This window comes from Streptomyces sp. NPDC088725, assembly GCF_044751305.1.
GTDB lineage: Bacteria > Actinomycetota > Actinomycetes > Streptomycetales > Streptomycetaceae > Streptomyces.
Window position 1 is genome coordinate 68,654 of the sequence record NZ_JBIVLO010000017.1, and the last position, 23,768, is coordinate 92,421.

A 23,768-nucleotide genomic window follows, 5' to 3' on the forward strand; every position below is an offset into this window, starting at 1 on the left:
AGGGCACCCGCCCGCGGGCCGAGAGGTCCGCGAGCGGGTGCCGGTGAGGAAACCGCTACTTGTCCGTCGCTCCAGGGGGAGCCACGTCGCTGGTCGTGGCATGCACGTAGTCGACGACGAGCTCCGCCGGGAAGGCGGTGTTGCCGTCGGGGTCGCCGGGCCAGTCACCGCCGATCGCGAGGTTGAGGATGATGAAGAACGGCTTGTTGAAGACCCACTGGTTGCCGCCGACATCGGCGGGCGTGCGGGTCTGGTAGACGTTGCCGTCCACGGACCAGGTGATGGAGTCCGGCGCCCAGTCCACGGCGAAGGTGTGGAAGTCGTCGGCGAAGGCCTGTCCGCCGGGCAGGTTGTAGCCCGCACCGATGCCGGCGGCGCCGGAGTACCCGGGACCGTGGATGGTCCCGTGCACGGCCCCGGGCTCGAAGCCGACGTTCTCCATGACGTCGATCTCGCCGCTGTTGGGCCATCCGACGTTGCCGATGTCGTCCCCGAGCATCCAGAACGCGGGCCACACGCCCTGGCCGCGCGGGATCTTCATCCGTGTCTCGACGTGTCCGTACTGCGCGCTGAACTTGCCGGAGGTGTTCAGCCGGGCCGAGGTGTACTCGCACTGGCCGTACCAGCACTGGTAGTTGCCCGGGTTCTCCTTGCGGGCGGTGATGACCAGGTGGCCCTGGCCGTCGAGTGCCGCGTTGCTGTTGCCGCCCGTGTAGTACTGCCGCTCGTGGTTGTCGACGTTGTCGCCGGTCTCCAGCTGCCACTTGCCGCCGTCGACGGCCGAGCCGGCGTCACCGTCGAAGTCGTCGGAGAACGACCCTGCGGCAGGGGCGACGGCGGCAGAGGTGGTGTGGGGGGTGTCCGCGGCCGCTCCGGCGGGCATCGCCGCCACCACTCCGGAACAGCAGAGCAGAGCGGTCGCGTAGAGCGCCGTCCGGCGGCGCCATGAGGTCTTCACAGGTCATCTCGCTTTGCGTGGGGGGCATGCGCATGACATAAGCGGCTCGGGTCGGGCCTGGGAAGCCCGATCAGTCCCGGCGCCTGGTTGCGTACTTGATTTAAGAGATGGCGCGAGAGGCAGTCAAGGACCAGGTATGGACCAAAGTTGGTCAGATTCGCGACCCCCGCACATCCATATGGACGCAGACCCCGCCACACCGGGGCGCCCCATGCCCCGCCATTACTCTCGCTTGACCTGCACATGATGAGCGCCTGATGTTCACTCCCCGGTGGCCGATCCTGTGGAAGGCTCCGCTGAATTCGTTGCTGGTCCCCCGGAGAGGACACTCCCTTGTCCCGTCGCCAACGGCCCACCAGGCGCGTACTGCCGGCTCTCTGCGCCGCCGCCGCGGCTCTCGCCACCGTCGCCGCGGCCACTCCCGCTCCCGCCACCACGGCGTCGGGCGCGCTCGACGACACCTACTACCAGGAAGCGCTCGGCAAGACGGGCCCGCAGCTCAAGTCGGCCCTGCACTCCATCATCAGCGACCAGAGCACGGTCACTTACAGCCAGGTGTGGGAGGCGCTGAAGGACACGGACGAGGATCCCGCGAACCCGTCGAACGTGATCCTGCTGTACACGGGCCGCTCGCAGTCGAAGACGAGCAACGGCGGCAACGCCGGCGACTGGAACCGCGAGCACGTGTGGGCCAAGTCCCACGGCGACTTCGGCACCTCGACAGGACCGGGCACCGACCTCCACCACCTGCGGCCGAGCGAGGTCGGCGTCAACGGCGTACGGGGGAACAAGGACTTCGACAACGGCGGCAGCGAAGTCGCGGACGCGCCGGGCAACTTCACCGACAGTGACTCCTTCGAGCCCCGGGACGCGGTCAAGGGCGACATCGCGCGCATGATCCTCTACATGGCGGTCCGGTACGAGGGCGACGACGCCTTTCCCGACCTGGAGCCGAACGACAAGGTGAACAACGGGTCGAGCCCGGCGATCGGCCGGCTGTCCGTGCTGAAGCAGTGGAGCGACGAGGACCCGCCGGACACGTTCGAGAAACACCGCAACGACGTCATCTACGACCAGTACCAGCACAACCGCAATCCGTTCGTCGACCACCCGGAGTGGGCCGAGGCCATCTGGTGAGCCGGTGACGGGAGCCCCGGGGACGGCGCCCCCGGGGCTTCCCTCCCGCGCGGGTGCCACGGCCGTACGGCACGAACGGTGAAAAGCCCGGATCAGCCGGGTGGCCGGATCTTTGCCTTTCCCGCGGACGATTGCGGACGATCCCCGCCGGACCCCGGGCCGAAGCGCCACGCTACTGTCCGGTAGTAACGATCGGAGCCCGCCATGCCACGCGTATTCACCGTTTCCGGCAGCATCGTCGTCGCCGCGCCGCCCTCGGCGGTCTACGAACAGGTCAGCAGACCCGCGCTGATGGGCCGCTGGAGTCCGGAGAACCTCGGGGCGACCATACGCGGCGGTGAGCGGGAGACCGCGGTGGGCATGGTCTTCGAGGGCCACAACAAGCGCGGGCCCGCGCGCTGGACCACCCGGTGCACGGTGACCGCCGCCGACGCGGGGGAACGGTTCGCCTTCCGCGTGCACGCCATCGGACGGAGGAAGCCGCGACTCCAAGGCCCCATCGCCACCTGGGAGTACCGGTTCGAGTCCGTCGACGGGGGCACCCGGGTCACCGAGATCTGGACGGACGACCGGCGCTCCTGGCCGGACACCGTCGCGAACGTCTTCGACCGGATCGCCACCCGCGGCCACACCTTCGCCGCCTTCCAGACCCGCAACATCCGCACGACGCTGCACAATCTCAAGCAGGCGCTGGAAGAGAAGCCCACACCGGATCGACCCGCCTCTCCCTGACCGCAGCGCTGCTGATCCGCCCTCCCCTGACCAGGTGGAACGATCAATTTCAGCCATATTGCCCAGCCCATGGCATATGCCGGGGACACCACCGGATCGAGTGTTGCCAAACGCCCTACGGGTCTTCCGCGCCTGTGCGACAGTCGTAACGGTCCATCCTCCAGACCACGCAGTGCCGCGCCCGTATCGGAGTTCGAGATGCCGTCCCCTCTGTTCGCGGACCGTCCCGCCGACCCGCCGCCCGAATGGGGCCCGGTGGACGCGCTCATCACCCGTACCCGCCGGTTGCGCGGGGACGTGGCCGCGGTGCGCGGGAACACCGAGGAGGACGACGAGACGCTCCGGCACTGGCAGCGGGCCCTGTACGACCTGGCCGTCCACCAACTCGACGACCTGAGCGTCCATCTGGACCAGCTCAGGGCCGGCAGACCGGGCGGATCCGCGGGCCGCCGGACGGATCTGTGCGTGGTGCCGCGCACCGGACCGCCGACCGGCCGGGTCGGCAGCGCGGAGTGGAATTTCCTCACCGACGAAGTCAGTTGGTCGGACGAGCTGTACCAGATGTTCGGGCGGCCGCCCGGCATCGGTCCGATGCCGCTGGACGAACTGCCCGCCCTGGTACTCCCGGACGATCAGGCCCTGCTCACGGCGATGGTGACGGACTGCCTGATCGACGGCAGGCCCATCGACGGGGAGTTCCGGATCGTCAGGAGCGACGGGCAGATCCGGACGCTGCACATGAGGGGCGAGCCCGTCCTCGATCCCGGAGGCTGCACCGCCTCCATGTGGGCCGTGTTACGTGACGTCAGCGAGTTACGCCGAGGCGAGCGTGCCGTACGGGAGTCCCGTGACGCCCTCAGCCGCCGGCAGCCCGCCGAGCGTACCGAGCAGCGCCTCGTCGCCGAACTCCGCGAGGCGCTCCTCCCGCGCGGCCGCACGTCGCCGCGGTCTTCCCGGAGCGGTCCGGCCACCCTGGACCTGACCGTGCGCCATCTGCCCTCCGCCACGGGGCCCGTGATCGGCGACGACTGGTACGACACGCTGGAACTTCCCTGTGGGGACACCCTGTTGGCCCTCGGCGATGTGACCGGTCACGGCGTGGGCGCCACCTCCGCGACGGCCATGCTGCTGGGCGCGGTACGCGGGATGGCCGTCGCGGGCATCGGGCCCGGCGCCCTGCTCGGACATCTCAACCAGTTGCTCGACGCCACGGAACAGCCCGCGCTCGGCAGCGCGTTGTGCTCCCGTTACGACCCCACGACGCGCACCTTCGCCTGGGCGCAGGCCGGTCACCCCGCCCCGCTGCTGTTCCGCGGCGGGACGGGGCGTGCGCTGACGCCCCCGGACGGTGTGCTGCTCGGGGCGACCCCGGGTGCCGCCTACGAACAGGCGGACATCCGGCTGGAGACGGGTGACCTGCTGGTGCTGCACACCGACGGGCTCGCGCCCGACCGCGCCGGATCAGGACGGGACCGGCTCCTGACACTCGCGCCGCTGCTGACGGGGACGGGAACGGCGCGCGAATGCGCCACGGTGCTCCTTGAGGAGTTCGGCGGCGCCGAACGGGACACCGACGCCTGCGTGATGGTCGCGAGGGTCGGAGGTTGACCTGGCCCCGGTCCGGTCCACTCAGACGTCCGCGCTCCGCTGTCTCTTCGCGGGGTTCTTCGGCGGGAGCGACAGCTCGATCTCCTCACGCAGCTCCCCGATCTTCGCGTCTCCCGCGTACCGGCCGGTGAGCCGGTACATCTCCCTCAGCCGGTCCCAGGTGCGCTGCGAGGAGGTCTCCCCCATCGACACCAGCGCGAGCCGTGCGTAGCGATCGGCCTGTTCCGGGTCGTGCCCGATGAAACAGGCCGAAGCCAGCGAGATGTAGTCGAAGATCTCGGAGCGCTGCCGGCCCTCCTCCCGCAGCCCGAGCGCCTTTCTGGCGTGGTGCTGCGCGACGCTCGCCGCGGCCGGCTCGTGGTCGGCGAGGGTGCGGAAGGCCAGTGCCTCCATGCCGTGCAGGTCCGCCTCGTCGAACATCTGCATCCAGTTGGGCTGCTCGTCGCCTCCCTGGTCGGACACGAACAGCTCCTCGGCCTCGCCGAGCGTGCGCCGCATCTCCTGGCCCCGGCCCATGGACGCCTGGGCCCATGCCTCGATGGTCCGCAGTATCGCCCGGGTGCGCGGCAGCATCTCCTCCCCGGACCCCGACGTGGCGAGTGCCATCAGGTCGAGGGCTTCGTCCGGGCGGCCCAGATGGATCATCTGACGGGCCGCTCTGGACAGTGCCTCGCCCGCGCGGGGCCGGTCCCCGCCCTCGCGCGCGGCGTGGGTGGCGATGACGAAGTACTTCTGCGCGGTGGGTTCGAGGCCGACGTCGTGCGACATCCAGCCGGCGAGAACGGCGAGGTTGGCGGCGACCCCCCACAGGCGCCGCTGGAGTCCGTCGGGATGGCGGTAGGCGAGCATGCCGCCCACCTCGTTGAGCTGGCCCACCACGGCCTTGCGCTGGAGTCCGCCGCCGCGTGCGGCGTCCCAGGCGCGGAACACGTCGACCGAATGCTCCAGGGCCTCGATCTCCTGGGAGCCGATGGGGGCGGCGTCGTAACGGTCGAGCCCGGCCGGATCGGCCTGCAGGGGATCGTCGAACCGAGGGGTGTCCGCCGAGAGTACGGGGTCGGAGTGAAGCCAGTCGTGCATGGCGCTGCTGAGCGCGCCGCCTGCGGTGAGCGCGGCACCCGCGCCCACCAAACCGCGTCGGTTGAGCATGAGGTCCATTCCCGTGAATTCGGTGAGGACCGCCGCCGTCCGTTCCGGCGCCCACGGCAGACCGTCGGGGTTGTCCGCACTCCCGGCGTCCCGTCGCTTTCCCGCGCGTCCGTTGCGCACGAACCCGAGGTCCTCGATGGTCACGACACGGCCGAGCCGCTCGGTGAACAGGGAGGCCAGCACCTCGGGCACGGGTTCTCGCGGGGTCTCGCCCATGTCGATCCAGCGCCTCACGCGCGAGGTGTCCGTGGCCAGTTGGGGGTGGCCCGTGGCCGCCGCCTTTCTGTTCACCAACCTCGCCAGCTCGCCCTTGGACCAGCCGGCCAGGCCGAACAGATCCGACAGACGGGTGTTGGGTTCTCCGCTCACGTCAAGCCCCCAGGTTCTCGGCTGAGTTGACAGTAACCCCCCGTCAGGTGCCGTTGGCGTATTCGCCAGGCTTCGCCAGGGTTCGCCAAGTGGTGTGCCACCCGTGGCCGGGTGTCGGGTAGGAACGCGCCACCCCGGCCCGGCGGCCGGCGGCACTCCCCAGGGTGCCGCACGGCAGCCGGGGCGGGAGGCGCAGACAACTCGTCTGCACACGAAGGGATTTGTATCGCCCATGTACTCAGCATCGTCCCCCGTGTCCGCCCCGCCCCGGTTCGCACGTCCGGCCATGCCCGGCAGCGGACCGTACCTCGATCCCCACCACACCGGTCGGGCTCGGCGCTGGGCGGGGGCGGTCACCCAACCGGTCAGCGGGAGACTCGACTTGTCCGGTCCCCAGGGTGCGCAGCTGCGGATGGCCATCACGTCCGTGCAGCGCATCTCCCCGGAGTTCAATCCGGTCCAGGTATTACGCCGCAGCGGCCGTTCCGTCGTACTCGTCGGATCGGCAGGACGCGCCACCGTGGTCGCCAAGTGCCTTCTGGACCACTCCCCCGTGTGGGTCGAGCGGTTCCGGCACGAGATAGCCGCATACCGCGCCTTCGTGCGGCACCGGCCCCCGGTCCGGGCGCCCCGGCTCATCGCGGCGGATCCCGACAACTGCACGCTGGTGGTCGACCGGGTACCCGGCCGGGCCGCGGCGCCGGTCCGCCATCCCGCCGAGGCGGTGCCGCGCGCCGACGCGCAGAGCGCGATCGACGCGGTGGCGAGTCTCAACAGCTGGCGCCCGGAGGCGGGTCTGTTCGGCGCTCCCCTCGACTACGCGGCGAGGATCGCCCGTTACCACGAGCTGGGTCTGTTCACCGACCGGGATCTCGGTGATCTCCAGAAGCTTCTGCGCGGCCTGGCGGGCGGCGGGCAGGCCGTCGGCCAGTTCTGTCACGGCGACGCGCTGCTCTCCAACATCATGCTGTCGCCCGCGGGGCCCGTGCTGGTCGACTGGGACCACGCGGGCTGGTATCTGCCCGGGTACGACCTGGCGACGCTGTGGGCGGTGTTCGGAGCCGATCCCGTGGCCCGCCGTCAGATCAGTCAGCGCGCGCAGGCGAAGGGCCCGGTCCGGCGTGACGCGTTCCTGGTCAATCTGATGCTCGTGCTGACCCGTGAGATCCGGATGTACGAGACGGCCGTGCAGCGCGCCATGCGGGAGCCCTCACCCGGGACCGGCACCACGCCTGCCTCTCCGGTCCACTCCAGGACGCAGCAGCCCGGTCCCACGACGGGTGAGGAGCAGCGGCTGCTGCTCAGGCGCCTGCACGACGACCGCGCGCTGGCGCGCCGGGCCGTGCGCGCCGCCGTCGGTACCCGGTAGTGCGGAAGGTACGAGGGTACCCGCCGGTTTCAGAAGTCCCGTGCTGCGGGTGAGAGGGCCGGAAGGCGGTCGGGCGGCCGGCGGGCCCGCTTCCGCCGCGGGCAGGCCGAGGACATGGTGGGGCCGCCGCCGGGGGATGTTCTCGGCGGTGACGGTGCCCCGGATCGCCTCGCTGAAGTCCCGGGCGACGGGGTGGCCGGCGCCCGCGCGGGGCGTCGCCGTGGCGCCGGCCCTCCGCCCCCGGTGACCGCCCCACCGACCACATGGCGGGACGGCGCGCCGCGGTCCGGTCGCGGGCCGTATACGTTCATTGGTTCATTCCACTGACGCGCCGCAGGCCCGGGCCGCACGGCCGCGAAACCCCGCGACACGCGTGTTGACGTGCGAAATCCACGACCGTCAGGCCTGATTGACGGATCGTGCGGAAGCCGGTACCCCTTGAGGCGAATCCGGCCCGCAGGCCCTTCGCGCACCGCACGTCACTGGAGGTTGCCTTGAATGGTTCCGTCCCACCGTCGCCGTGGACCGCACGCCGGCGGACGCTGAGAGCGGGGGGCGCGGTGGCGTCCACAGCGCTTCTGCTCTCCCTGGTCGCCGCCGCGCCCTCCGCGACGGCCGGACAGCCCGCGTCCGGCGCACTGCAGCGTGACTTCGCCTCGGCCGCCGCGCGGTACGGGGTGCCGCAGAGCGTGCTGCTCGGTGTCTCCTATCTCCAGTCCCGCTGGGACACACACGGCGGCGCGCCGAGCGCCGGCGGCGGCTACGGTCCGATGCACCTGACCGATGCCGTGACGGCTCTCGCCGAGGCGGCGCCTCCTTCGCCGTCCGCCGGGGACGCGCGGGGCGACTCCTCCCGTACGGTCACGACGCTCGCCAGGAAGGCGCCGCCCGAGGTGTCCCGGCTGCCCGCGCGGCTGCGCACGCTGGACCGGGCGGCCCGGCTGACCGGGCTGTCCGCCGGCGCTCTGCGGCAGTCGCCCGCGGCCAATGTGCGCGGCGGTGCGGCGCTGCTCGCCGCAGCGCAGAAGGATCTCGGCAAGCCGCTGAGCGAGGATCCCGCCGACTGGTACGGGGCGGTCGCCCGCTTCTCCGGGGCGGACGACGCGGCGACGGCGGCTGTCTACGCCGATGAGGTGTACGCCGTGATCCGCGGCGGCGAGCACCGCACCACGGACAGCGGCCAGCGGGTCGCGCTGCCCGCGGCACCGGCGGTGGCGCCCGCCACCGGGCAGCTGGCGGGCCTCGGGCTGCGCACGCCGGCCACCGGCCCGGTGGAGTGTCCGGCGACGGTGGCCTGCGAGTGGATCCCGGCGCCGTACGAGGAGTTCGGCGAGGACGGCTACGGCAACCACGACAAGGCCGGCCGGCCGGCGTCCGAGGCGATCGACACCATCGTCCTGCATGCCACCGAGGAGACCTGGGACCGCGCGCTCCAGCTGGTCCAGGACCCGACGTACGTGTCGTGGAACTACACCGTGCGCTCGTCGGACGGGCACATCGCCCAGCATGTGGCGGCCAAGGACGTCGCCTGGCACGCCGGCAACTGGTACACCAACAGCAAGTCGCTCGGGGTCGAGCAGGAAGGCTTCATGGCCGCGCCCGACGCGTGGTACACGGAGGCGATGTACCGCACGTCCGCGCGTCTGGTGAAGTATCTGGCGGGGAAGTACGACATCCCGCTGGACCGGCAGCACATCCTCGCCCATGACAATGTGCCGGGCACGACCACCTCGACGATCGCGGGCATGCACGCGGACCCGGGCCCGTTCTGGGACTGGGCGCACTTCTTCCAGCTGCTCGGCAAGCCGTTCACCGCGACGGCCCGCGCGGGTTCGGGGGTCGTCACGATCCGCCCCGACTACGCGTCCAACCAGCCCGCGTACACCGGATGCGTGAGCGCCGGTGAGGCGTGCGCGCCGCACGGCTCCGGTGACGTCCTGCTGCACACCGCGCCCAGCGAGGACGCGCCGCTGGTGAAGGATGTCGGGCTGCACCCCGGCGGCGAGGACTCCACGGCCGACATCAATGACATGGGCGCCCGTGCCTCGACCGGCCAGCAGTACGCGGTCGCCGGGACCGAGCGGGACTGGACGGCGATCTGGTACCTCGGGCAGAAGGCGTGGTTCCGCAACCCGGCCGCGCGGCCGGCGGCGGTGAACTCCCGGGGGTCCGTGGTCACTCCGAGGGCGGGGCTCGCGGAGGTGCCGGTGTACGGGCGGGCATACCCGGAGGCGTCGGCCTATCCGTCGGACATCCCGGTGCAGGCGGTCTCGGCGCTGCCGTACAAGCTGCTCGCCGGACAGCGCTACGTGGTGGGCGGCCGGGTGCCCGGCGAGTATCTGTACGCGCCGACCTTCGAGACCTCGGGGCACCGGGTGGTGCGCGGCAAGGAGATGTACTACGAGATCCAGTTCGGGCACCGCGTCGCCTATGTGAAGGCGTCCGACGTCCGGTTGGCGGCCCCGGGCCGCTGAGAGAACGGCCCGGCGCGCCGGGTGTCACCGGGGGCGGGTTCCGGTGGCACCCGGCGTGGTGCGGTGCCTCGGTGGCTGGGGCGCGGGTCAGTAGCGCAGAACCGCGGCGACCCGGTCGTGCGTGGCGAGCGAGTCCTCCGGCAGGAACACCACCTCGGCGCCGCCGTCCAGCGCCGTCTCGACCAGTTCGTCCACGATGTCGTCGCGGATGTCCTGACCGGTGGCGGATTCGTCCACGACGGCCACCAGATGGCCGTCGCGCACCCGGACCGTGAGCCGGTAGCTCTCCTCGAGCGCCACCACCTCGGCCCGCTTCTCCCGTACGGATTCCCAGACCTCGTCGAGTCCGGCGGCGAAGGTGCGGCGTCCCCTGGCGTCGTCCAGACGGGTGAGCATCCCGTCCGTCTTCCGGCGCCCGTGCTCCTCCATGACGGGCCGCAGCTCCTTCAGCAGGACGGGCGCGGGGCCTTCCGTGAGTCCGCCCTTGACGAGCCGGCCGACGGCCGCGCGGGTGGCGGCGCTGCCCGCCTGCTCCAGCAGCGCGAGCGCGGGTGCGAGTCCGGCGAGGTACAGGGGGCGGGGCTGCCGCGCCAGCACCGTACCGACCGCGTTGTCGGCCAGTCGCAGGAAACGCCGGGTCTCCTCGTCGCTGAAGGTGCTCGGCGTGTCGCCGATCCGCTGCTCGCGTTCGGCGTCCCAGGTGTCCGGCGACGGGGCCATGGGGAATCCGTCGCCGTGGTGCTCGTGCAGCGAATCGCCCGAGCCGCTCCACAGGGTCGCCCCGCCCGCGGCGACGCCCAGTACCCAGTACGGGTGTGACTGGGCCGCGGCGGCCACCAGGTTCCGGGTGAGGTAGGTGTCGCTCAGGACGACACGCTCCGGCACGAAACGCGGCAGGTACCAGACCTGGTACTCCTGCGCGTCGGCGAAGATCACCAGCCCGTCGAGCGTGGCACGCAGATCGACGTCGGCGACGGCCTTGCCGAGCTGTTCCCTGACGGCGGTCCGTGCCTGCCTCGGTACGTCGGGATCGGCCTCCAGCCGGTGCCCGGCGTCGGCGAGGAGGTTGCGCAGGCGTACCGCGTCCTCCTCGCTGTTCGGCTCCCCCCGGTGGGTGGGCATCGTCAGGGACACGGCCGGATACGTACGGGTTGCCCTCAGTTCTCGCAGGACGTCGGGCGTCAGAGCGTTGCTGTCCATGCTGACCCTTCACTCGCCTTCACTCGATGAAGGTCCGGCACCGGACGGACAGCCGGCATACGGGCCCCCGGTCGTGCGTCCATATTGCGCGATTCAGCCCGGTTCCGCAGGGGCAGGCACGCGGAAAGGACACAGAAAAGGGAGCGGAACGCGGACTGGCCCCGCCCGGGACGGTGCGCCGGGCGGGGCCCTTCCGTACGTTCCCCCGCCGGGGGCTTCGTCAGCCGGCGTCGCGGGGGAACACGTACGTCTTCCCCGCGCGGACCTTGACCGTCTGCTCACCGCCGCGCAGCAGGGTGGAGCGCAGGGTCAGTTCCGTCGTACGGGCCGCGTGCAGGGTGATGCGGGTCGCCTTGCCGCCGGCCCAGGTGAGGTCGAGGGTGGCGCCGCCGCGTGCGCGCAGGCCCGTCACGGACCCGTCCGGCCAGGAGGCGGGCAGGGCGGGCAGGATCTCGACGGGGCCGTGCTGGCTCTGTACGAGCATCTCGGCGACGCCGGACGTGGCGCCGAAGTTGCCGTCGATCTGGAACGGCGGGTGCGTGTCCCAGAGGTTGGCCAGGGTGGATTCCTTCAGCTGCTCGGAGAGCATCTTGTGTGCGTGGTCGCCGTCGTGCAGCCGCGCCCAGAAGTTGACCTTCCACGCCTTGCTCCAGCCGGTACCGCCGTCGCCGCGCGCGGTGAGCGAGACCTTCGCGGCCTCGGCCCACTCGGAGCCCTGTTCGATCTGCCGTCCCGGGTGCAGCGCGAAGAGGTGCGAGACGTGGCGGTGGTCGTCCGTCTGGCTGTCGAGGTCCGTCTTCCACTCCTGGAGCTGGCCCCAGGAGCCGATGCGCAGCCCGGGGTCGAGGGCGTCGAGGGTGTCCTTCAGCTTCGTCCGGAAGGCGGGCGAGTCGCCGAGGGTCCTGGCGGCCTCCAGGGTGTTGGTGAACAGGTCGTGCACGATCTGCTGGGACATCGCCGCGCCCGCCGTGAAGTCCCCGTGCTCGGGCGAGTAGCTGGGGGTGACGACGAGCTTCCCGTCGCGCGGGTCGGTCCGCAGGTTGTCGAGCCAGAACTCCGCGGCCTCCTTCATCACCGGGTAGGCGGTGGAGCGCAGATAGTCGGTGGAGCCGTTGAAGCGGTAGTGGTCGTACAGCTGCTGGGTGAGCCAGGCCCCGGCCTCCGGGAACCAGAAGGACGACGGGTATTCGTGCAGGCCGGTGAAGCCGTACGGGTTGGTCTCGTTGTTCACGACCCAGCCGGCCGTGCCGAAGATCTCCTTGGCGCTGGTCCTGCCGGGGGCGCGCATGGATTCGACGTAGCGGTCGTACGGCGCGGTGGTCTCGGCGAGGTTGGTGACCTCGGCGAGCCAGTAGTTCATCTGGAGGTTGATGTTGACGTGGTAGTCCGCGTCCCACGGCGGGTTGGTGACGTTGTTCCACACACCCTGGAGGTTCGCGGGCAGGGAGCCCGCGCGGGACGAGGCGATGAGCAGGTAGCGCCCGTACTGGAAGAACAGCGCTTCGAGCGCGCGGTCGGCGGGGCTGGTGCCGCCGGTGTATCCCGCGACGAGCTGGTCGGTGGGCAGGCCGGGGAGGCGCTGGCCGATGTCGAGCGACACCCGGTCGAAGAGCGCCCGGTGGTCGCGCACATGCTCGGCGCGCAGGTGGTCGTAGGAGCGGCGGGCCGCCGCGTCGACGGCCGCGGTGACCGCGGCGGCCGGGTCCTCGCCCCGGTAGTCCGGGTAGGTGTCGGCGTAGTCGGTGCCTGCGGCGAGGACGAACCAGGCGCTGTCGGCGCCGCTGACGGTGAGGGAGCCGTCGGCTCCCGCGCTGACGCTGCCGCCCTCGGTACGTATCCGGAGCTGGACCTCGAAGCGCAGCCCGTTGTCCTCCAGTACGCCCTTCACGGTGAGCCGGTCGCCGGAGGCCGTGGCGGTGAAGTCGGTCCTCGGTGAGGTGTAGCGCAGGGTGAAGCCGGTCTTTCCCGGCCGGTTCGCGGAGAACCGGCCCGCGACGACCCCGCCGGGGTGGGAGGCGAAGTACTCCCTGGTGTGCGCGACGCCCTCGTGGCGGTACGAGACGGTCGCGACGGCCGAGCCGATGTCGAGGGCTCGCCGGTAGGAGTCGTCGGCTTCGGCGGGCGCGCCGGGGACGGTCAGCTCCAGATCACCGAGGACCTGGTACGAGCCGAAGCCGTGCTTCGGCTGGCCCAGTTCGGCGGCCACCTCTTCGGGGGTGAGGGTGCCTTCGGCGTCGATCCGCTCCTGGACGGCGGCGACGGCGCCCGGCCTCGGCGAGGTCCAGTTGCCGTGGTCGTAGCCGCCCGCGGAGCCGGGGCCGCCGGTCCACAGTGTCTTCTCGTTCAGGGTGAGCCGTTCGGTGGCCAGTGTTCCGAAGACGCTCGCGCCGAGAGCGCCGCTGCCGATGGGCAGCGATTCGCTTTCCCAGTCGGCAGCCGGTGTCTGGTACCAGAGCGTCAATTCATCGGATGGCTTGGCGGCTGAAGAGGCGTCGTTCGCGGCGGCCGCTGTGCCCGCCAGGGTGGGAACCCCTAGGGTCAGAGCGCCTGTTACGCCGATTGCGGACTTGAGGGTGGTCCTGCGGCTGATCCACTGCGTCATGGCGAGTCACGCTAAAAGTCCGATGACTGGTTTGGCAAGACACATGACAAAACCATGGCTCCGGCAAGCCATGGTCAAGGATGAGGACGCGAGGGGAAGACGCGCTGCCGGACTCAGGTCTGCTGGAACAGCTCCGCGGGCAGCGGCTTCAGGAGCGCGTAGAGATCGTCGGTGATCGGCCGGTCCCAGCTGGCGATGGTGACCAGGACATGGTCGCTGCGGTCGAACTGTACGCAGGAGATACGGCTCTCCGAGAGTTTGAGGCGGCGCACGACCAGCAGGTTGTCGCCCTGCATCACCGGCATGTCCTCCGCGCCGACGACCTCGACCGGTTCCTCGTTCTCCAGCGCGAGCAGCAGTTGCGCGACCTCGAAGGGGATCTGCCCGTCCGCCAGCTCGCGGGCCGGGGAGTTCTCCGGCAGGTTGCCGATGACCATCGCGGGTCCACGACCGCCGAACAGGTCGTACCGCAGGAACACGCCCTGACAGCTGCCGTCGGGTGCGGGCAGCAGACCGGCGCCCAGATTGCCGGGCCAGTCACCCGGGTCCATGGCCAGGACATCGAAGTCCGGGCCGGAGGGTGTGGCGGCGCTGCGGCGGCGGAGGAAGGACATCACACCATGGTACGTGTTCGCACGACCACGCTCGTGCCCGGACCTGGGTCCTGTGCGGCCGGCGTTCACCGGGCGGCGGGGCGTGGGACGTGAGGTTTCCGGCGGCGCCGGGCCGGGCGCTGTCCGGCCGGCTCCGGCCCTACGGACCCGGAACGTCTCAGATGCCGAACTCCCTCAGCGCGGCCAGGAATTCGGCCGGCCGCTCCGTATGGACGAGATGGCCGGCCTCGATGGTGACGAGCGTGCTGTCCGGGATCCGGTCGGCCATCCACGCGAACTTCTCCTGCGCGACGTGACTCGCGGACCCGCCCGCGATCACCAGGGTGGGGACCGCGATCCGGTCGAGGCTCTCCCGCCACAGCGGGTCGGGCGCGTTCAGCTGGGCGTCGGTCGACGGCACGAGCGGCCAGTCGTAGGAGAGTTCGCCGTCCGGGCGTACGGCGGGCGGCCGCGGCGGATCCAGCGGGAACAGCGGCGGGCTCTCCTCCAGCACGAGCAGGCCGAACAGCTCCGGCGATTCCCCGGCCAGCAGATACGCCGCGAACCCGCCCATGGAGTGGGCGACGACATCGGCACCCGTGAGACCGAGCGCGGTCAGGAAGCCGCGCAGGTCGTCGCGGAACCGCTCGATGGAGTACTCCCCCGGCCAGTCGCTCAGACCGTGGCCGCTCAGGTCCGGCGCGATGACCCGGCGGGTGGCCTTGAGCTGTTCCGCGATCTCCGTCCAGGTCCGGCTGTCGCCGCAGCGGCCGTGCACGAGCACCAGCGGCGGCGCGCTCTCCGGGCCCCGGACGCGGTAGGCGAGGCGGACCCCGTTCGCCTCGACGCTGTGCACGCCGGGGTCGAGGAAGGAGACGACCGTACGGACGAACGCCCCCGGATCGTCCAGCCACGGGTAGTGGCCCGCACCTTTCTGGACGGCGGCCCGGCCGTGCGGGAACAGCTCCGCCAGTTCACGGGCGCGGTCCGGACGCGGCCCCATGTCGAGGGCGCCGGCCAGGACGAGGACGGGCGCGTCCACGGCTTTCAGGGCCGCCCGGGTCGCGGCCGGATCGAAGGCGCCGTCAGCGTAGAAGGCGGCTGCCGCTCGCGCGTTCTTCTGCTGGTCGGCCGACGCCGCGTGGTCCTGGGCTCCGGCATCCCAGCGCCCGTAGGCCGCGGGGACGAGGGCATCCCACGCCGCGCGCGTGGCCCGGCCGCGCCGTACTTCCTCGAAGGCCGCCGCGGCCGCTTCGTACCAGGGCTCCTGACGGCGCAGTGCCAGGGCTTCGCGGCGGTCCTCCTCGGTGATCTCGATGCCGACCGCCCGGACCCCCGGAGCCACCAGCGTGAGCGAACGGAGCCGGTGCGGGTACCTGGCCGCGTACAGCGTGGCGAGGTTGCCCGCCGCCGAATGGGCGAGCACGTCGACGCGTTCGAGACCGAGGCGCTTCCGCAGCGCCTCGACGTCCTCGACCTGCCGGTCGCAGCGGTACGTCGAGGTGTCGTCCGGAACCGCGGACCCGCCCGTCCCGCGCGGGTCGAGCAGGATCAGCCGCCGGTGCGCGGCGAGTCCGCCGAGCCCGCCGAGGTAGCCCGACCCGCACATCGGACCGCCCGGCAGGCACAGCAGCGGCTCCCCCTCCCCCTCGGCGTGGTAGGCCAGTTCGGTCCCGTCGTACGTCCTGAACGCCAACATGGCCCGATCCTCACCGTCCGCGGCCGATCGCCGCAACCGGTTTCGCGCGGGGTGGAACCGGCGCCCGGAGGTCACTCCCGTCGCGTCCCTTGACGCTCGCCCCGGCCACTGAATTACTGTTCGGGCCACCCGCCGGACCGGGAGAGTGCCCCATGACGACACCGACTCAGCCGGACGCGGCGGAACGGCTCAGCCGCGCGGAGCTGGCCGCACTGCAATTGGAACGGCTGCGCGCGACCCTGCGGCACGCCTACGATCACGTCGGCTTCTACCGGCGTTCCTTCGACGCGGCGGGGCTGCTTCCCGAGGACTGCCGTTCGCTCGCCGATCTCGCGCGCTTCCCGTTCACCTCGAAGGCCGATCTCCGCGACAACTACCCGTTCGGGATGTTCGCCGTCGACCGGTCCGAGGTACGGCGTATCCACGCCTCCAGCGGCACCACGGGCCGCCCCACCGTCGTCGGGTACACGCAGCGGGACCTGGACACCTGGGCCGATGTGGTGGCCCGCTCGATCAGGGCCGCGGGCGGACGTCCGGGGCACACGGTGCATGTGGCGTACGGCTACGGCCTGTTCACCGGCGGCCTCGGGGCCCACTACGGCGCGGAGCGGCTGGGCTGCACCGTCGTCCCGGCCTCCGGGGGCATGACCGCGCGCCAGGTTCAGCTGATCCAGGACTTCCGCCCCGAGATCATCATGGTGACGCCGTCCTACATGCTGACGCTGCTGGACGAGTTCGAGCGCCAGGGCGTAGATCCCCGTACGACCTCCCTCCAGGTGGGTATCTTCGGCGCCGAGCCGTGGACGGAGGCGATGCGTCAGGAGATCGAGGAGCGGTTCGCGATCGACGCGGTCGACATCTACGGGCTGTCCGAGGTGATGGGTCCCGGGGTGGCGCAGGAATGCGTCGAGACGAAGGACGGGCTCCACATCTGGGAGGACCACTTCTATCCGGAGGTGGTGGACCCGTTCACCGGGGAGGTGCTGCCGGAGGGCGCCGAGGGCGAGTTGGTCTTCACCTCGCTCACCAAGGAGGCGATGCCGGTCATCCGCTACCGGACCCGGGATCTGACCCGGCTGCTGCCCGGCACGGCCCGGGTCTTCCGCAGGATGGAGAAGGTCACCGGGCGCGGCGACGACCTGGTGATCGTGCGCGGGGTGAATCTGTTCCCCACCCAGATCGAGGAGATCGTGCTGCGTACGCCGCATGTGGCGCCGCACTTCCAGCTCCGGCTGACCCGCGAGGGACGGCTGGACGTGCTGACCGTACGGGCGGAGGCCCGGAAACCGGCGACCCGGGAGCAGCGGGCGGCAGCGGCGCGGGCGATCGCCTCGGCGGTCAAGGAGGGCATCGGGCTCTCGGTGGCGGTCGAGGTGGTCGATCCGCTGACCCTGGAACGTTCGGTCGGCAAGGTGAGGCGGCTCGTGGACCTCAGGACGAGGTGAAACGCTTCCCCCGGGGCATCGCCCGCCGGGTCAGGGCGACGGGCAAGGTCAGGGGCTGATGGCGAGAAACACGAACGCCGCGAAGATCGCCACGTGGACACCGCCCTGGAGCAGCGTGGCCCGCCCCGGTGCGACGGTCAGCGCGCCCACTACGACGGTCAGGACGAGCAGCACCATGTGGACGGCGGCGAGCACCGCGCCCGCGAGGCACAGGGCGACCACGGCGACCAGTCCCACCGGCAGGTGCCGGCCCCAGCTCAGCGCGAGGGCGACGAGCGCGATCAGCGGGACCACCACGGTCCACTGCGACCGCAGTGCCCGGAGACCGCTGTACGTACGCATAGGGCTCACGCTGCCAGAGGTGGCGGCGGGCCGCGCCGACGGACGGGCCGTCGGGGCGGGTTGACGGGTGCCGGAGCGGGCGCGCGAGCGGGGTGACGGGCGGGCGGATATCACTTCCCGTCAGTGCGGCGCGCGTCCGGAAGGTTGACAGAGCTCGTCTTCTGGCGACAAGTTTCAGCTGTTGATCATAATGTTGGAAGATATTTTCGAAGGAGAGCACTATGCCGGAGGACACCGTGGCCCCGGGCGGTGGGATCAGCCGCCGCAGGCTCGGCGGGCTGCTGGCGCTCGGCGGCGCGCTCGCGCTCGCGCCGATTCCCTTCGCCGAGGGGACGGCCGCCGCCGCGCCCGCGGGCTCTAAGCCGGACCAGGGGCGTACGACACTGCGGCGCGGTTCCGCGGAGCGCGCCGGACTGATCGCCGGTCAGCTGGAGGCCCTGGTCACCGACGTCTCCGCCTTCCTCGGCCCCTCCCCCGCCCATCCCTATTACGCGAGCGCGGTGTTGCTCGCGGGACGTGGCGGAACGGTGGCCCTGCACCGGGCGCTCGGCCAGGCCGTGCGCTATTCGGCGTACGACGAGACGACGGACACCGGGGTGGAGTTCCCGGCGGAGCAGCAGATCGCGGCGTCCGGCGACACGCTCTACGACCTCGCCTCGGTCTCCAAACTCTTCACCTCGATCCTCGCCGTGCAGCAGATCGAGCGCGGTGCGCTGGATCTGGGGACGGCGGTCACGGCGTACCTGCCGGAGTTCGGGGCGGCGGGCAAGCAGGACATCACCGTACGTCAGCTGCTGACGCACACGTCCGGTTTCCAGGCCACGCTCCCGCTCTACGAGGCGCCCGACCGGGAGGGCATGCTGCGGCTGCTCTGGGACGAGGCGCCGCTGAACCCGCCGGGCACCGTCTATCTGTACTCGGACCTCAATCTGATCTCGCTCCAGCTGATCCTCGAGCGGATCACGGGCCGCTCGCTGGACACCCTGCTCCGGGACGAGATCACCGCTCCGCTCGGGATGCGCCGCACGCGCTACAACCCGCCCGCTGCCTGGAAGCCGGAGATCGCCGCGACCGAGGACGCGCGTGCGCCGTGGTCGGGGCTGGACCGCGGGCTGGTGTGGGGCGAGGTGCACGACGAGAACGCGTACCGGTTCGGCGGGGTCGCGGGCCACGCCGGGGTGTTCTCCTGCGCCTGGGATCTCGCGGTGCTCGCCCGTACGCTCCTGAACGGCGGCGCCTACGGCCGGGCGCGGATCCTCGCTCCCGCCTCGGTGGAGCTGATGTTCACGGACTTCAACACGGACTTTCCCGGTGACGCGCACGGCCTGGGGTTCGAGCTGTACCAGCACTGGTACATGGGCGCCATGGCCACACCGTCCAGCGCGGGCCACACCGGGTTCACCGGTACCAGCCTCGTGCTCGACCCGAGCACCGACTCGTTCCTCGTCATCCTCGGCAACTCCGTGCACCCGGTGCGCAACTGGCGCTCCGGCAGCGCGCCGCGCGTGGCCGCCGGCAACCGTATGGCACGCGCCGTGGCCGTGCGGCCCGCCCACGGCCGCACCGCCTGGTTCTCCGGTATGGCGAGCGGCGCCGGCGCCACGCTCACCCTGCCCGCGCTGCGTCTGGCGTCGGATCGCGCCCGGCTCAGCTGCTCCCTGTGGTGGGACACGGAACCGGACTCCGACGCGCTGTTCCTGGAGGCCTCCGGGGACGCCGGGGCGACCTGGCTGCCGGTGCCCTTCACGACCGTACGCACGGGAGAGGAGGCCCAGCCCCATCCGGCGGGCTCGGCGACCGGCTGGTCGGGCCGCGTCTGGCACCGGCTGAGCGCGGACCTCGCGGCTTGGCGCGGCCGCGAAGTGCGCCTGCGCTGGGGGTATGTGACCGATGCGCTGTACGTCGGGCGCGGGGTGTACGTGGACGGCCTGCGGGTGGAGGACGGCGGGCGTACGGTCTTCGACGAGAGCAGGCCCGGTGACGCGGCCGGCATCGAGGCGAACGGCTGGACGGCGTCCGCCGACTGAGGCGGCGGCGAGCCGGGCGGGGACGCCTCTGCACGGGTCGTCCCCGCCCGGCCACGCGTGTCTACCGGCCCAGCGCCGCCATCGCGGCGTTGTGGCCCGGTACGCCGCTGACTCCGCCGCCGCGCACGGCGCCCGCGCCGCACAGCAGCACATTGGGGTGCGCCGTCTCCACTCCCCAGCGGCCGGTCTCCGGTGTGGCGTACGGGAAGGAGAGGTCGCGGTGGAAGATGTGGCCGCCGGGCAGCCGCAGTTCACGTTCGAGGTCGAGCGGGGTCTTCGCCTCGATACAGGGGCGGCCCTCGCCGTCCACCGCCAGGCAGCCGGCGATCGGCTCGGCGAGGCGCTCGTCCAGCTGGGCGAGGGTCGAGGCGAGCAGCGCCTCGCGCGCCGCGTGGTTGTCGCGGGTGAACAGGCGCGCGGGGGTGTGCAGTCCGAACAGGGTCAGCGTCTGGTACCCCCGCGCGGCGAGTCCGGGGCCGAGGATCGAGGGGTCGGTCAGCGAGTGGCAGTAGATCTCCGACGGCGGCGCACCGGGCAGCCGTCCCGCCGCCGCTTCCTGGTAGGCGGTGGCCAGCTCCCCGTAACCCTCGGCGATGTGGAACGTACCGGCGAAGGCCTCGTGCGGGTCGACCGAGCCGTCCCGCAGCCGCGGCAGTCTGCTCAGCAGCATGTTGACCTTGAACTGGGCGCCTTCCGCAGGGGTGGGCGGCTCCTCGCCGAGGAGCGCCGCGAGAGCCTGCGGCGAGGCGTTCACCAGGACCTGCGCCGCCGCGACGGTGCCGTCGCCGTCGTCCGTGCGGAAAGTGACCTCGGCGCGCGTTCCGTCGGTGTCGATCCGGGTCGCCTCGTGTCCGGTCCTGATGTCCGCGCCCGCCGCGCGCGCGGTGGCTGCGAGGGCGTCGGTGAGCGCGCCCATTCCGCCGACCGGCACGTCCCAGTCTCCGGTGCCGCCGCCGATCACGTGATAGAGGAAGCAGCGGTTCTGGACGAGTGACGGGTCGTGGGCGTCGGCGAACGTGCCGATCAGCGCGTCGGTCAGCACCACACCGCGTACCAGGTCATGGCTGAACCGGTCCTCGATCGCGGCGCCGATGGGCTCTTCGAAGAGCATCCGCCAGGCCGTCTCGTCACCGACGCGCTCGCGCAGCGCGTCGCGCGTGGGCAGCGGTTCGGTGAGCGTGGGGAAGACGCGTCCGGCGACCTCACCGGTCAGCGCGTAGAACTCCCGCCAGGCGGCGTACTCCGCGCTGCCGCCGGTCAGCCCGGCGAAGGAGTCTTCGGTACGGCCCTCGCCGACAAGCAGTCCGCCGGAGCCGCTGGGGGTGTACGAGGACACCGTGCGCTTGCGGACGGCGAAGCGCAGGCCGAGATCGCGCACGATCTGCTCCGGCAGCAGGGAGACGAGGTACGAGTAGCGGGAGAGGCGTGCGTCGACCCCGGCGAAGGGGCGGCTGGAGACGGCGGCGCCGCCGGTGTTCCCCAGGCGTTCCAGTACGAGGACGGAGCGGCCGGCGCGGGCGAGGTAGGCGGCGGCGACCAGGCCGTTGTGGCCACCGCCCACGATGACGGCGTCGTACGAGTCGGGTGCGGGCATGGCTCTTGGTAGCACGGGGATGATCGCGAAGCCAGGGGTGGGAGCGCGCGGCTCGTCAGGGGCCCGGCTGTCCGCGCAGGATCGCGAGGCAGTGCGCCTCGTCGTTGCGGCTGGACCGGGCGTCGGGGTGGTCGGCGCCCAGGACCCGCTCTCTGGCCTCCGCGACCTGCCGGTAGACGGTGAGGGCGTCCGCCCAGCGGCCGAGCCAGCCGAGGCCGACGGCGATCTCGCGGTGGCTGACCAGCGTGTCGGGATGCTCGGCTCCGAGGACGCGTGCGCGGATCGCGCTCACGTCGCGCGACTCGGCGAGCGCCTCCTCCCAGCGGGTGAGCCGGCCGAGGTTGACGGCCAGGCCGTGCCGGGCGCGCAGCGTCTCGGGGTCGGTGGGCCCGTACAGGCGGGTGCGGTCGGCGACGAGGCCCTGGTACAGCTCCAGCGCCTCCGCGCTGCGGCCCAGCCGGCCGAGGCTGATGCCCACCTCGTAGCGGGCGGCCAGGGTGTCGGGATGGTCGTGACCCAGCGCGTGGGCGCGGGCGGCGGCCACCTCCAGGTAGGCGTCCAGGGCCTCCGGCCAGCGGCCGAGCCTGCCGAGCGCGTAGGCCACCTCGTACCGCGTGACGAGGGTGTCGGGATGGGTCGCGCCGAGCACCCTGGCGCGGGCCCGCGCCACCTCGTGCGCGAGGCGGTACGACTCCTCGACGCGTCCGAGCCTGCCGAGGTTGAAGGCCAGGTTGTGGCGGCAGCTCAGGGTGTCGGGGTGCTCAGGACCCATGGTGCGCTCACGGGAGGCCAGCACCGCCACGTACACCTGATGGGCCTCGGCGTGCCTGCGGAGCCGGCCGAGGACGTACGCGGTCTCCTGGCGGGCGGCGAGGGTTTCCGGGTGGTCGGGGCCGAGGGTGCGTTCGCGTCCTTCGGCGACCTGTCCGAACGCGTGCAGCGCCTCGGTCATCCGTCCGGTCCTGCTGAGCGTGTAACCGATCTCGTACCTGCTGCCGAGGGTGTCGGGGTGGTCGGGGCCGAGGATACGCTCGCGCGCGGCGGCGACCGCCCGGTGCACCTCGCAGGCCTCGTCCCAGCGGCCCCGCATGCCCAGACTCAGCCCGGCGTTGTGCCTGCTCGCGAGCGCGCTGAGCTGCTCCGGCGACGGAGTCGGACGGCCGGGTGCGAGTCCGGCGGCGCCGGGGCCCGCCGGGCTCGTCCAGGCTCCGGTCAGACCGGCGGTGTGGCCGGGCGGCACCGGCCAGGCCGCGGTCGCCTTGTGCCCGGTGGTCATGCCCCGGGTCCAGGGAGGCAGCCGGTCACCGCGGGCGGTCTGCCGGACGGTCTGCCGGACGGGAAGCGCCGGAAAATGGTGCGGGTCCTGGCCCAGCCGTCCCGCGGTGATTCTGCGCCGCAGCTCCGCCGCGTCGGGCGGCCGGTCCTGGGGCGTTTTGGCCAGCAGATCGCGGACGATCACGTCGAAGAACCCGGGAAGATCCGGCCGGTGCGCGCGGAGCGGCTCGGGGACCGTGTCGCGGTGGCTGATCAGGACGGCCCAGGCGTCCTCCTGATTGAACGGCGGGGCCCCGGTGGCGATCTCGTAGAGCACACAGCCCAGCGAGTAGAGATCGCTGCGGTGGTCGACGGGGCCCGCGCCGATCTGCTCGGGTGACATGTAGTGCGGGGTCCCCATCGCGACGCCGGTGCCGGTGAGCCGTGAGGTGAATCCGGCGTCATGGCCGAGGCGGGCGATGCCGAAGTCGCAGATCTTCACGGTGCCGTCGGCGAGCCGCATGATGTTGGCGGGCTTCAGATCTCGGTGAATGACGCCCTGCGCGTGGGTGTAGGCGAGAGCGCCGGCGATCTGTTCGGCGATGTCGACGATGTCGGCGACCGGCAGCGGGCGTCGCTCGTTGTCGTCCAGTAACTGTCCGAGATTGCGTCCTTCGAGCAGTTCCATGACGAGGTAGAGCACGCCGTCGTCCTCGCCGAAGTCGTGGACGACCGTCACGCCCCGGTGCTGGAGGGCCGCGGCGACCCTGGCCTCACGGCGGAAACGCTCGCGCATGACGCGGGTGGCGGAGCGGTCCCGCTGCGGTCCCGTCGGTTTGAGGCATTTGACGGCGACACGGCGGCCGAGCGCTTCGTCGCGCGCCCGCCAGACCTCACCCATCCCGCCGCGCCCGATGAGATCGAGCAGCCGGTAGCGGCCCTGGATGAGCCTGGTGTCCGCCATCGCGTGCTGTCGCCCCCGTCGCTCCGCTGCGCCCTCCCCGGCCCGTCCAGTATGGCCGTCCGGCCGCACGGTGTGTACGGGGCGGGACGCGTGGCGGACGCTTCTTCGCACGGCGGTGTGCGGGCCCGCCCGTCCCGGGGGAACCCGCACACATGCCCGTGCCTGCGCCCTGGCGGGGGCGGGGGTGTTACTTCTTGCCGTGGTTGGTGACGGTGTGGCCGACGGTCTGGGTGTAGAAGTCGATGACCTGGC

General features: G+C 71.7%; 15 protein-coding genes and 1 pseudogene. 7 read left to right on the forward strand and 9 right to left on the reverse strand.

The features are described 5' to 3' along the window. Positions 1 to 55: 55 nt before the first annotated feature. Entirely contained in the window at positions 56 to 958 is a 903-nt protein-coding gene (locus ACIP6N_RS29230) for a family 16 glycosylhydrolase (RefSeq protein ID WP_401820617.1), read from the reverse strand. A gap of 333 nt (positions 959 to 1,291) precedes the next feature. Between ACIP6N_RS29230 and ACIP6N_RS29235 the strand changes: the two genes are divergently transcribed. The 3 genes from ACIP6N_RS29235 to ACIP6N_RS29245 all read left to right on the forward strand — a co-directional run bounded on the left by ACIP6N_RS29235 (position 1,292) and on the right by ACIP6N_RS29245 (position 4,435). After that, positions 1,292 to 2,095: an endonuclease I family protein gene (locus ACIP6N_RS29235; protein WP_401820618.1), complete on the forward strand. Its 804-nt coding sequence runs from the start codon at positions 1,292 to 1,294 to the stop codon at positions 2,093 to 2,095. A 204-nt stretch (positions 2,096 to 2,299) separates the two neighbouring features. Next, positions 2,300 to 2,827: an SRPBCC family protein gene (locus tag ACIP6N_RS29240; RefSeq protein ID WP_401820620.1), complete on the forward strand. Its 528-nt coding sequence runs from the start codon at positions 2,300 to 2,302 to the stop codon at positions 2,825 to 2,827. A gap of 198 nt (positions 2,828 to 3,025) precedes the next feature. Further along, a complete protein-coding gene (locus ACIP6N_RS29245) occupies positions 3,026 to 4,435 on the forward strand; it encodes a PP2C family protein-serine/threonine phosphatase (RefSeq protein ID WP_401820622.1) in 1,410 nt (469 codons plus the stop codon). A 21-nt stretch (positions 4,436 to 4,456) separates the two neighbouring features. Here the strand turns inward: ACIP6N_RS29245 and ACIP6N_RS29250 are convergent, their stop codons facing one another. Then, positions 4,457 to 5,953, reverse strand: coding sequence for a hypothetical protein (locus tag ACIP6N_RS29250; protein ID WP_401820625.1), 1,497 nt, complete (start codon positions 5,951 to 5,953; stop codon positions 4,457 to 4,459). A 232-nt stretch (positions 5,954 to 6,185) separates the two neighbouring features. On the opposite strand from ACIP6N_RS29250, the gene ACIP6N_RS29255 reads away from it, so the two are divergent. Both ACIP6N_RS29255 and ACIP6N_RS29260 read left to right on the forward strand, forming a co-directional pair. Beyond that, entirely contained in the window at positions 6,186 to 7,322 is a 1,137-nt protein-coding gene (locus ACIP6N_RS29255) for an aminoglycoside phosphotransferase family protein (protein WP_401820627.1), read from the forward strand. A gap of 560 nt (positions 7,323 to 7,882) precedes the next feature. Next, positions 7,883 to 9,796, forward strand: coding sequence for an N-acetylmuramoyl-L-alanine amidase (locus tag ACIP6N_RS29260; RefSeq protein ID WP_401820629.1), 1,914 nt, complete (start codon positions 7,883 to 7,885; stop codon positions 9,794 to 9,796). Between the two features lie 87 nt (positions 9,797 to 9,883). Here the strand turns inward: ACIP6N_RS29260 and ACIP6N_RS29265 are convergent, their stop codons facing one another. From ACIP6N_RS29265 to ACIP6N_RS29280, 4 genes are all read right to left on the reverse strand, one after another. Further along, positions 9,884 to 10,996, reverse strand: a complete 1,113-nt coding sequence (locus ACIP6N_RS29265; RefSeq protein WP_401820631.1) for a chemotaxis protein — start codon at positions 10,994 to 10,996, stop codon at positions 9,884 to 9,886. A gap of 220 nt (positions 10,997 to 11,216) precedes the next feature. Then, entirely contained in the window at positions 11,217 to 13,598 is a 2,382-nt protein-coding gene (locus ACIP6N_RS29270) for a glycosyl hydrolase family 95 catalytic domain-containing protein (RefSeq protein WP_401820633.1), read from the reverse strand. Positions 13,599 to 13,711: 113 nt separating this feature from the next. Continuing rightward, entirely contained in the window at positions 13,712 to 14,212 is a 501-nt protein-coding gene (locus ACIP6N_RS29275) for a hypothetical protein (protein ID WP_401820634.1), read from the reverse strand. A gap of 157 nt (positions 14,213 to 14,369) precedes the next feature. Then, the gene (locus tag ACIP6N_RS29280) at positions 14,370 to 15,890 is read right to left on the reverse strand and encodes an alpha/beta fold hydrolase (protein WP_401820635.1); all 1,521 of its coding nucleotides are present in this window, start codon (positions 15,888 to 15,890) and stop codon (positions 14,370 to 14,372) included. A 152-nt stretch (positions 15,891 to 16,042) separates the two neighbouring features. Between ACIP6N_RS29280 and paaK the strand changes: the two genes are divergently transcribed. Beyond that, positions 16,043 to 17,335: a phenylacetate--CoA ligase PaaK gene (gene paaK / locus ACIP6N_RS29285; protein ID WP_401820638.1), complete on the forward strand. Its 1,293-nt coding sequence runs from the start codon at positions 16,043 to 16,045 to the stop codon at positions 17,333 to 17,335. A 48-nt stretch (positions 17,336 to 17,383) separates the two neighbouring features. Here the strand turns inward: paaK and ACIP6N_RS29290 are convergent. Then, positions 17,384 to 17,527, reverse strand: a pseudogene (locus tag ACIP6N_RS29290) (ionic transporter y4hA); the annotation flags it as partial. A gap of 371 nt (positions 17,528 to 17,898) precedes the next feature. On the opposite strand from ACIP6N_RS29290, the gene ACIP6N_RS29295 reads away from it, so the two are divergent. Continuing rightward, positions 17,899 to 19,704: a serine hydrolase gene (locus ACIP6N_RS29295; RefSeq protein WP_401820641.1), complete on the forward strand. Its 1,806-nt coding sequence runs from the start codon at positions 17,899 to 17,901 to the stop codon at positions 19,702 to 19,704. Positions 19,705 to 19,765: 61 nt separating this feature from the next. Here ACIP6N_RS29295 and ACIP6N_RS29300 read toward each other — a convergent pair whose 3' ends face one another. Then, positions 19,766 to 21,298 carry a phytoene desaturase family protein gene (locus ACIP6N_RS29300; protein ID WP_401820643.1) on the reverse strand — a complete coding sequence of 511 codons (1,533 nt, stop codon included), beginning with the start codon at positions 21,296 to 21,298 and terminating at the stop codon, positions 19,766 to 19,768. A gap of 55 nt (positions 21,299 to 21,353) precedes the next feature. Continuing rightward, positions 21,354 to 23,516, reverse strand: coding sequence for a tetratricopeptide repeat protein (locus ACIP6N_RS29305; protein ID WP_401820645.1), 2,163 nt, complete (start codon positions 23,514 to 23,516; stop codon positions 21,354 to 21,356). Positions 23,517 to 23,768: the final 252 nt, after the last annotated feature.

Coding starts and splice junctions, on each gene's coding strand:
- ACIP6N_RS29240 (WP_401820620.1), top strand. CDS start 2,300: ATGCCACGCGTATTCACCGTTTCCGGCAGCATCGTCGTCGCCGCGCCG.
- ACIP6N_RS29245 (WP_401820622.1), top strand. CDS start 3,026: ATGCCGTCCCCTCTGTTCGCGGACCGTCCCGCCGACCCGCCGCCCGAA.
- ACIP6N_RS29255 (WP_401820627.1), top strand. CDS start 6,186: ATGTACTCAGCATCGTCCCCCGTGTCCGCCCCGCCCCGGTTCGCACGT.
- ACIP6N_RS29265 (WP_401820631.1), bottom strand. CDS start 10,996: ATGGACAGCAACGCTCTGACGCCCGACGTCCTGCGAGAACTGAGGGCA.
- ACIP6N_RS29270 (WP_401820633.1), bottom strand. CDS start 13,598: ATGACGCAGTGGATCAGCCGCAGGACCACCCTCAAGTCCGCAATCGGC.
- ACIP6N_RS29275 (WP_401820634.1), bottom strand. CDS start 14,212: ATGTCCTTCCTCCGCCGCCGCAGCGCCGCCACACCCTCCGGCCCGGAC.
- ACIP6N_RS29280 (WP_401820635.1), bottom strand. CDS start 15,890: ATGTTGGCGTTCAGGACGTACGACGGGACCGAACTGGCCTACCACGCC.
- paaK (WP_401820638.1), top strand. CDS start 16,043: ATGACGACACCGACTCAGCCGGACGCGGCGGAACGGCTCAGCCGCGCG.
- ACIP6N_RS29295 (WP_401820641.1), top strand. CDS start 17,899: ATGCCGGAGGACACCGTGGCCCCGGGCGGTGGGATCAGCCGCCGCAGG.
- ACIP6N_RS29300 (WP_401820643.1), bottom strand. CDS start 21,298: ATGCCCGCACCCGACTCGTACGACGCCGTCATCGTGGGCGGTGGCCAC.
- ACIP6N_RS29305 (WP_401820645.1), bottom strand. CDS start 23,516: ATGGCGGACACCAGGCTCATCCAGGGCCGCTACCGGCTGCTCGATCTC.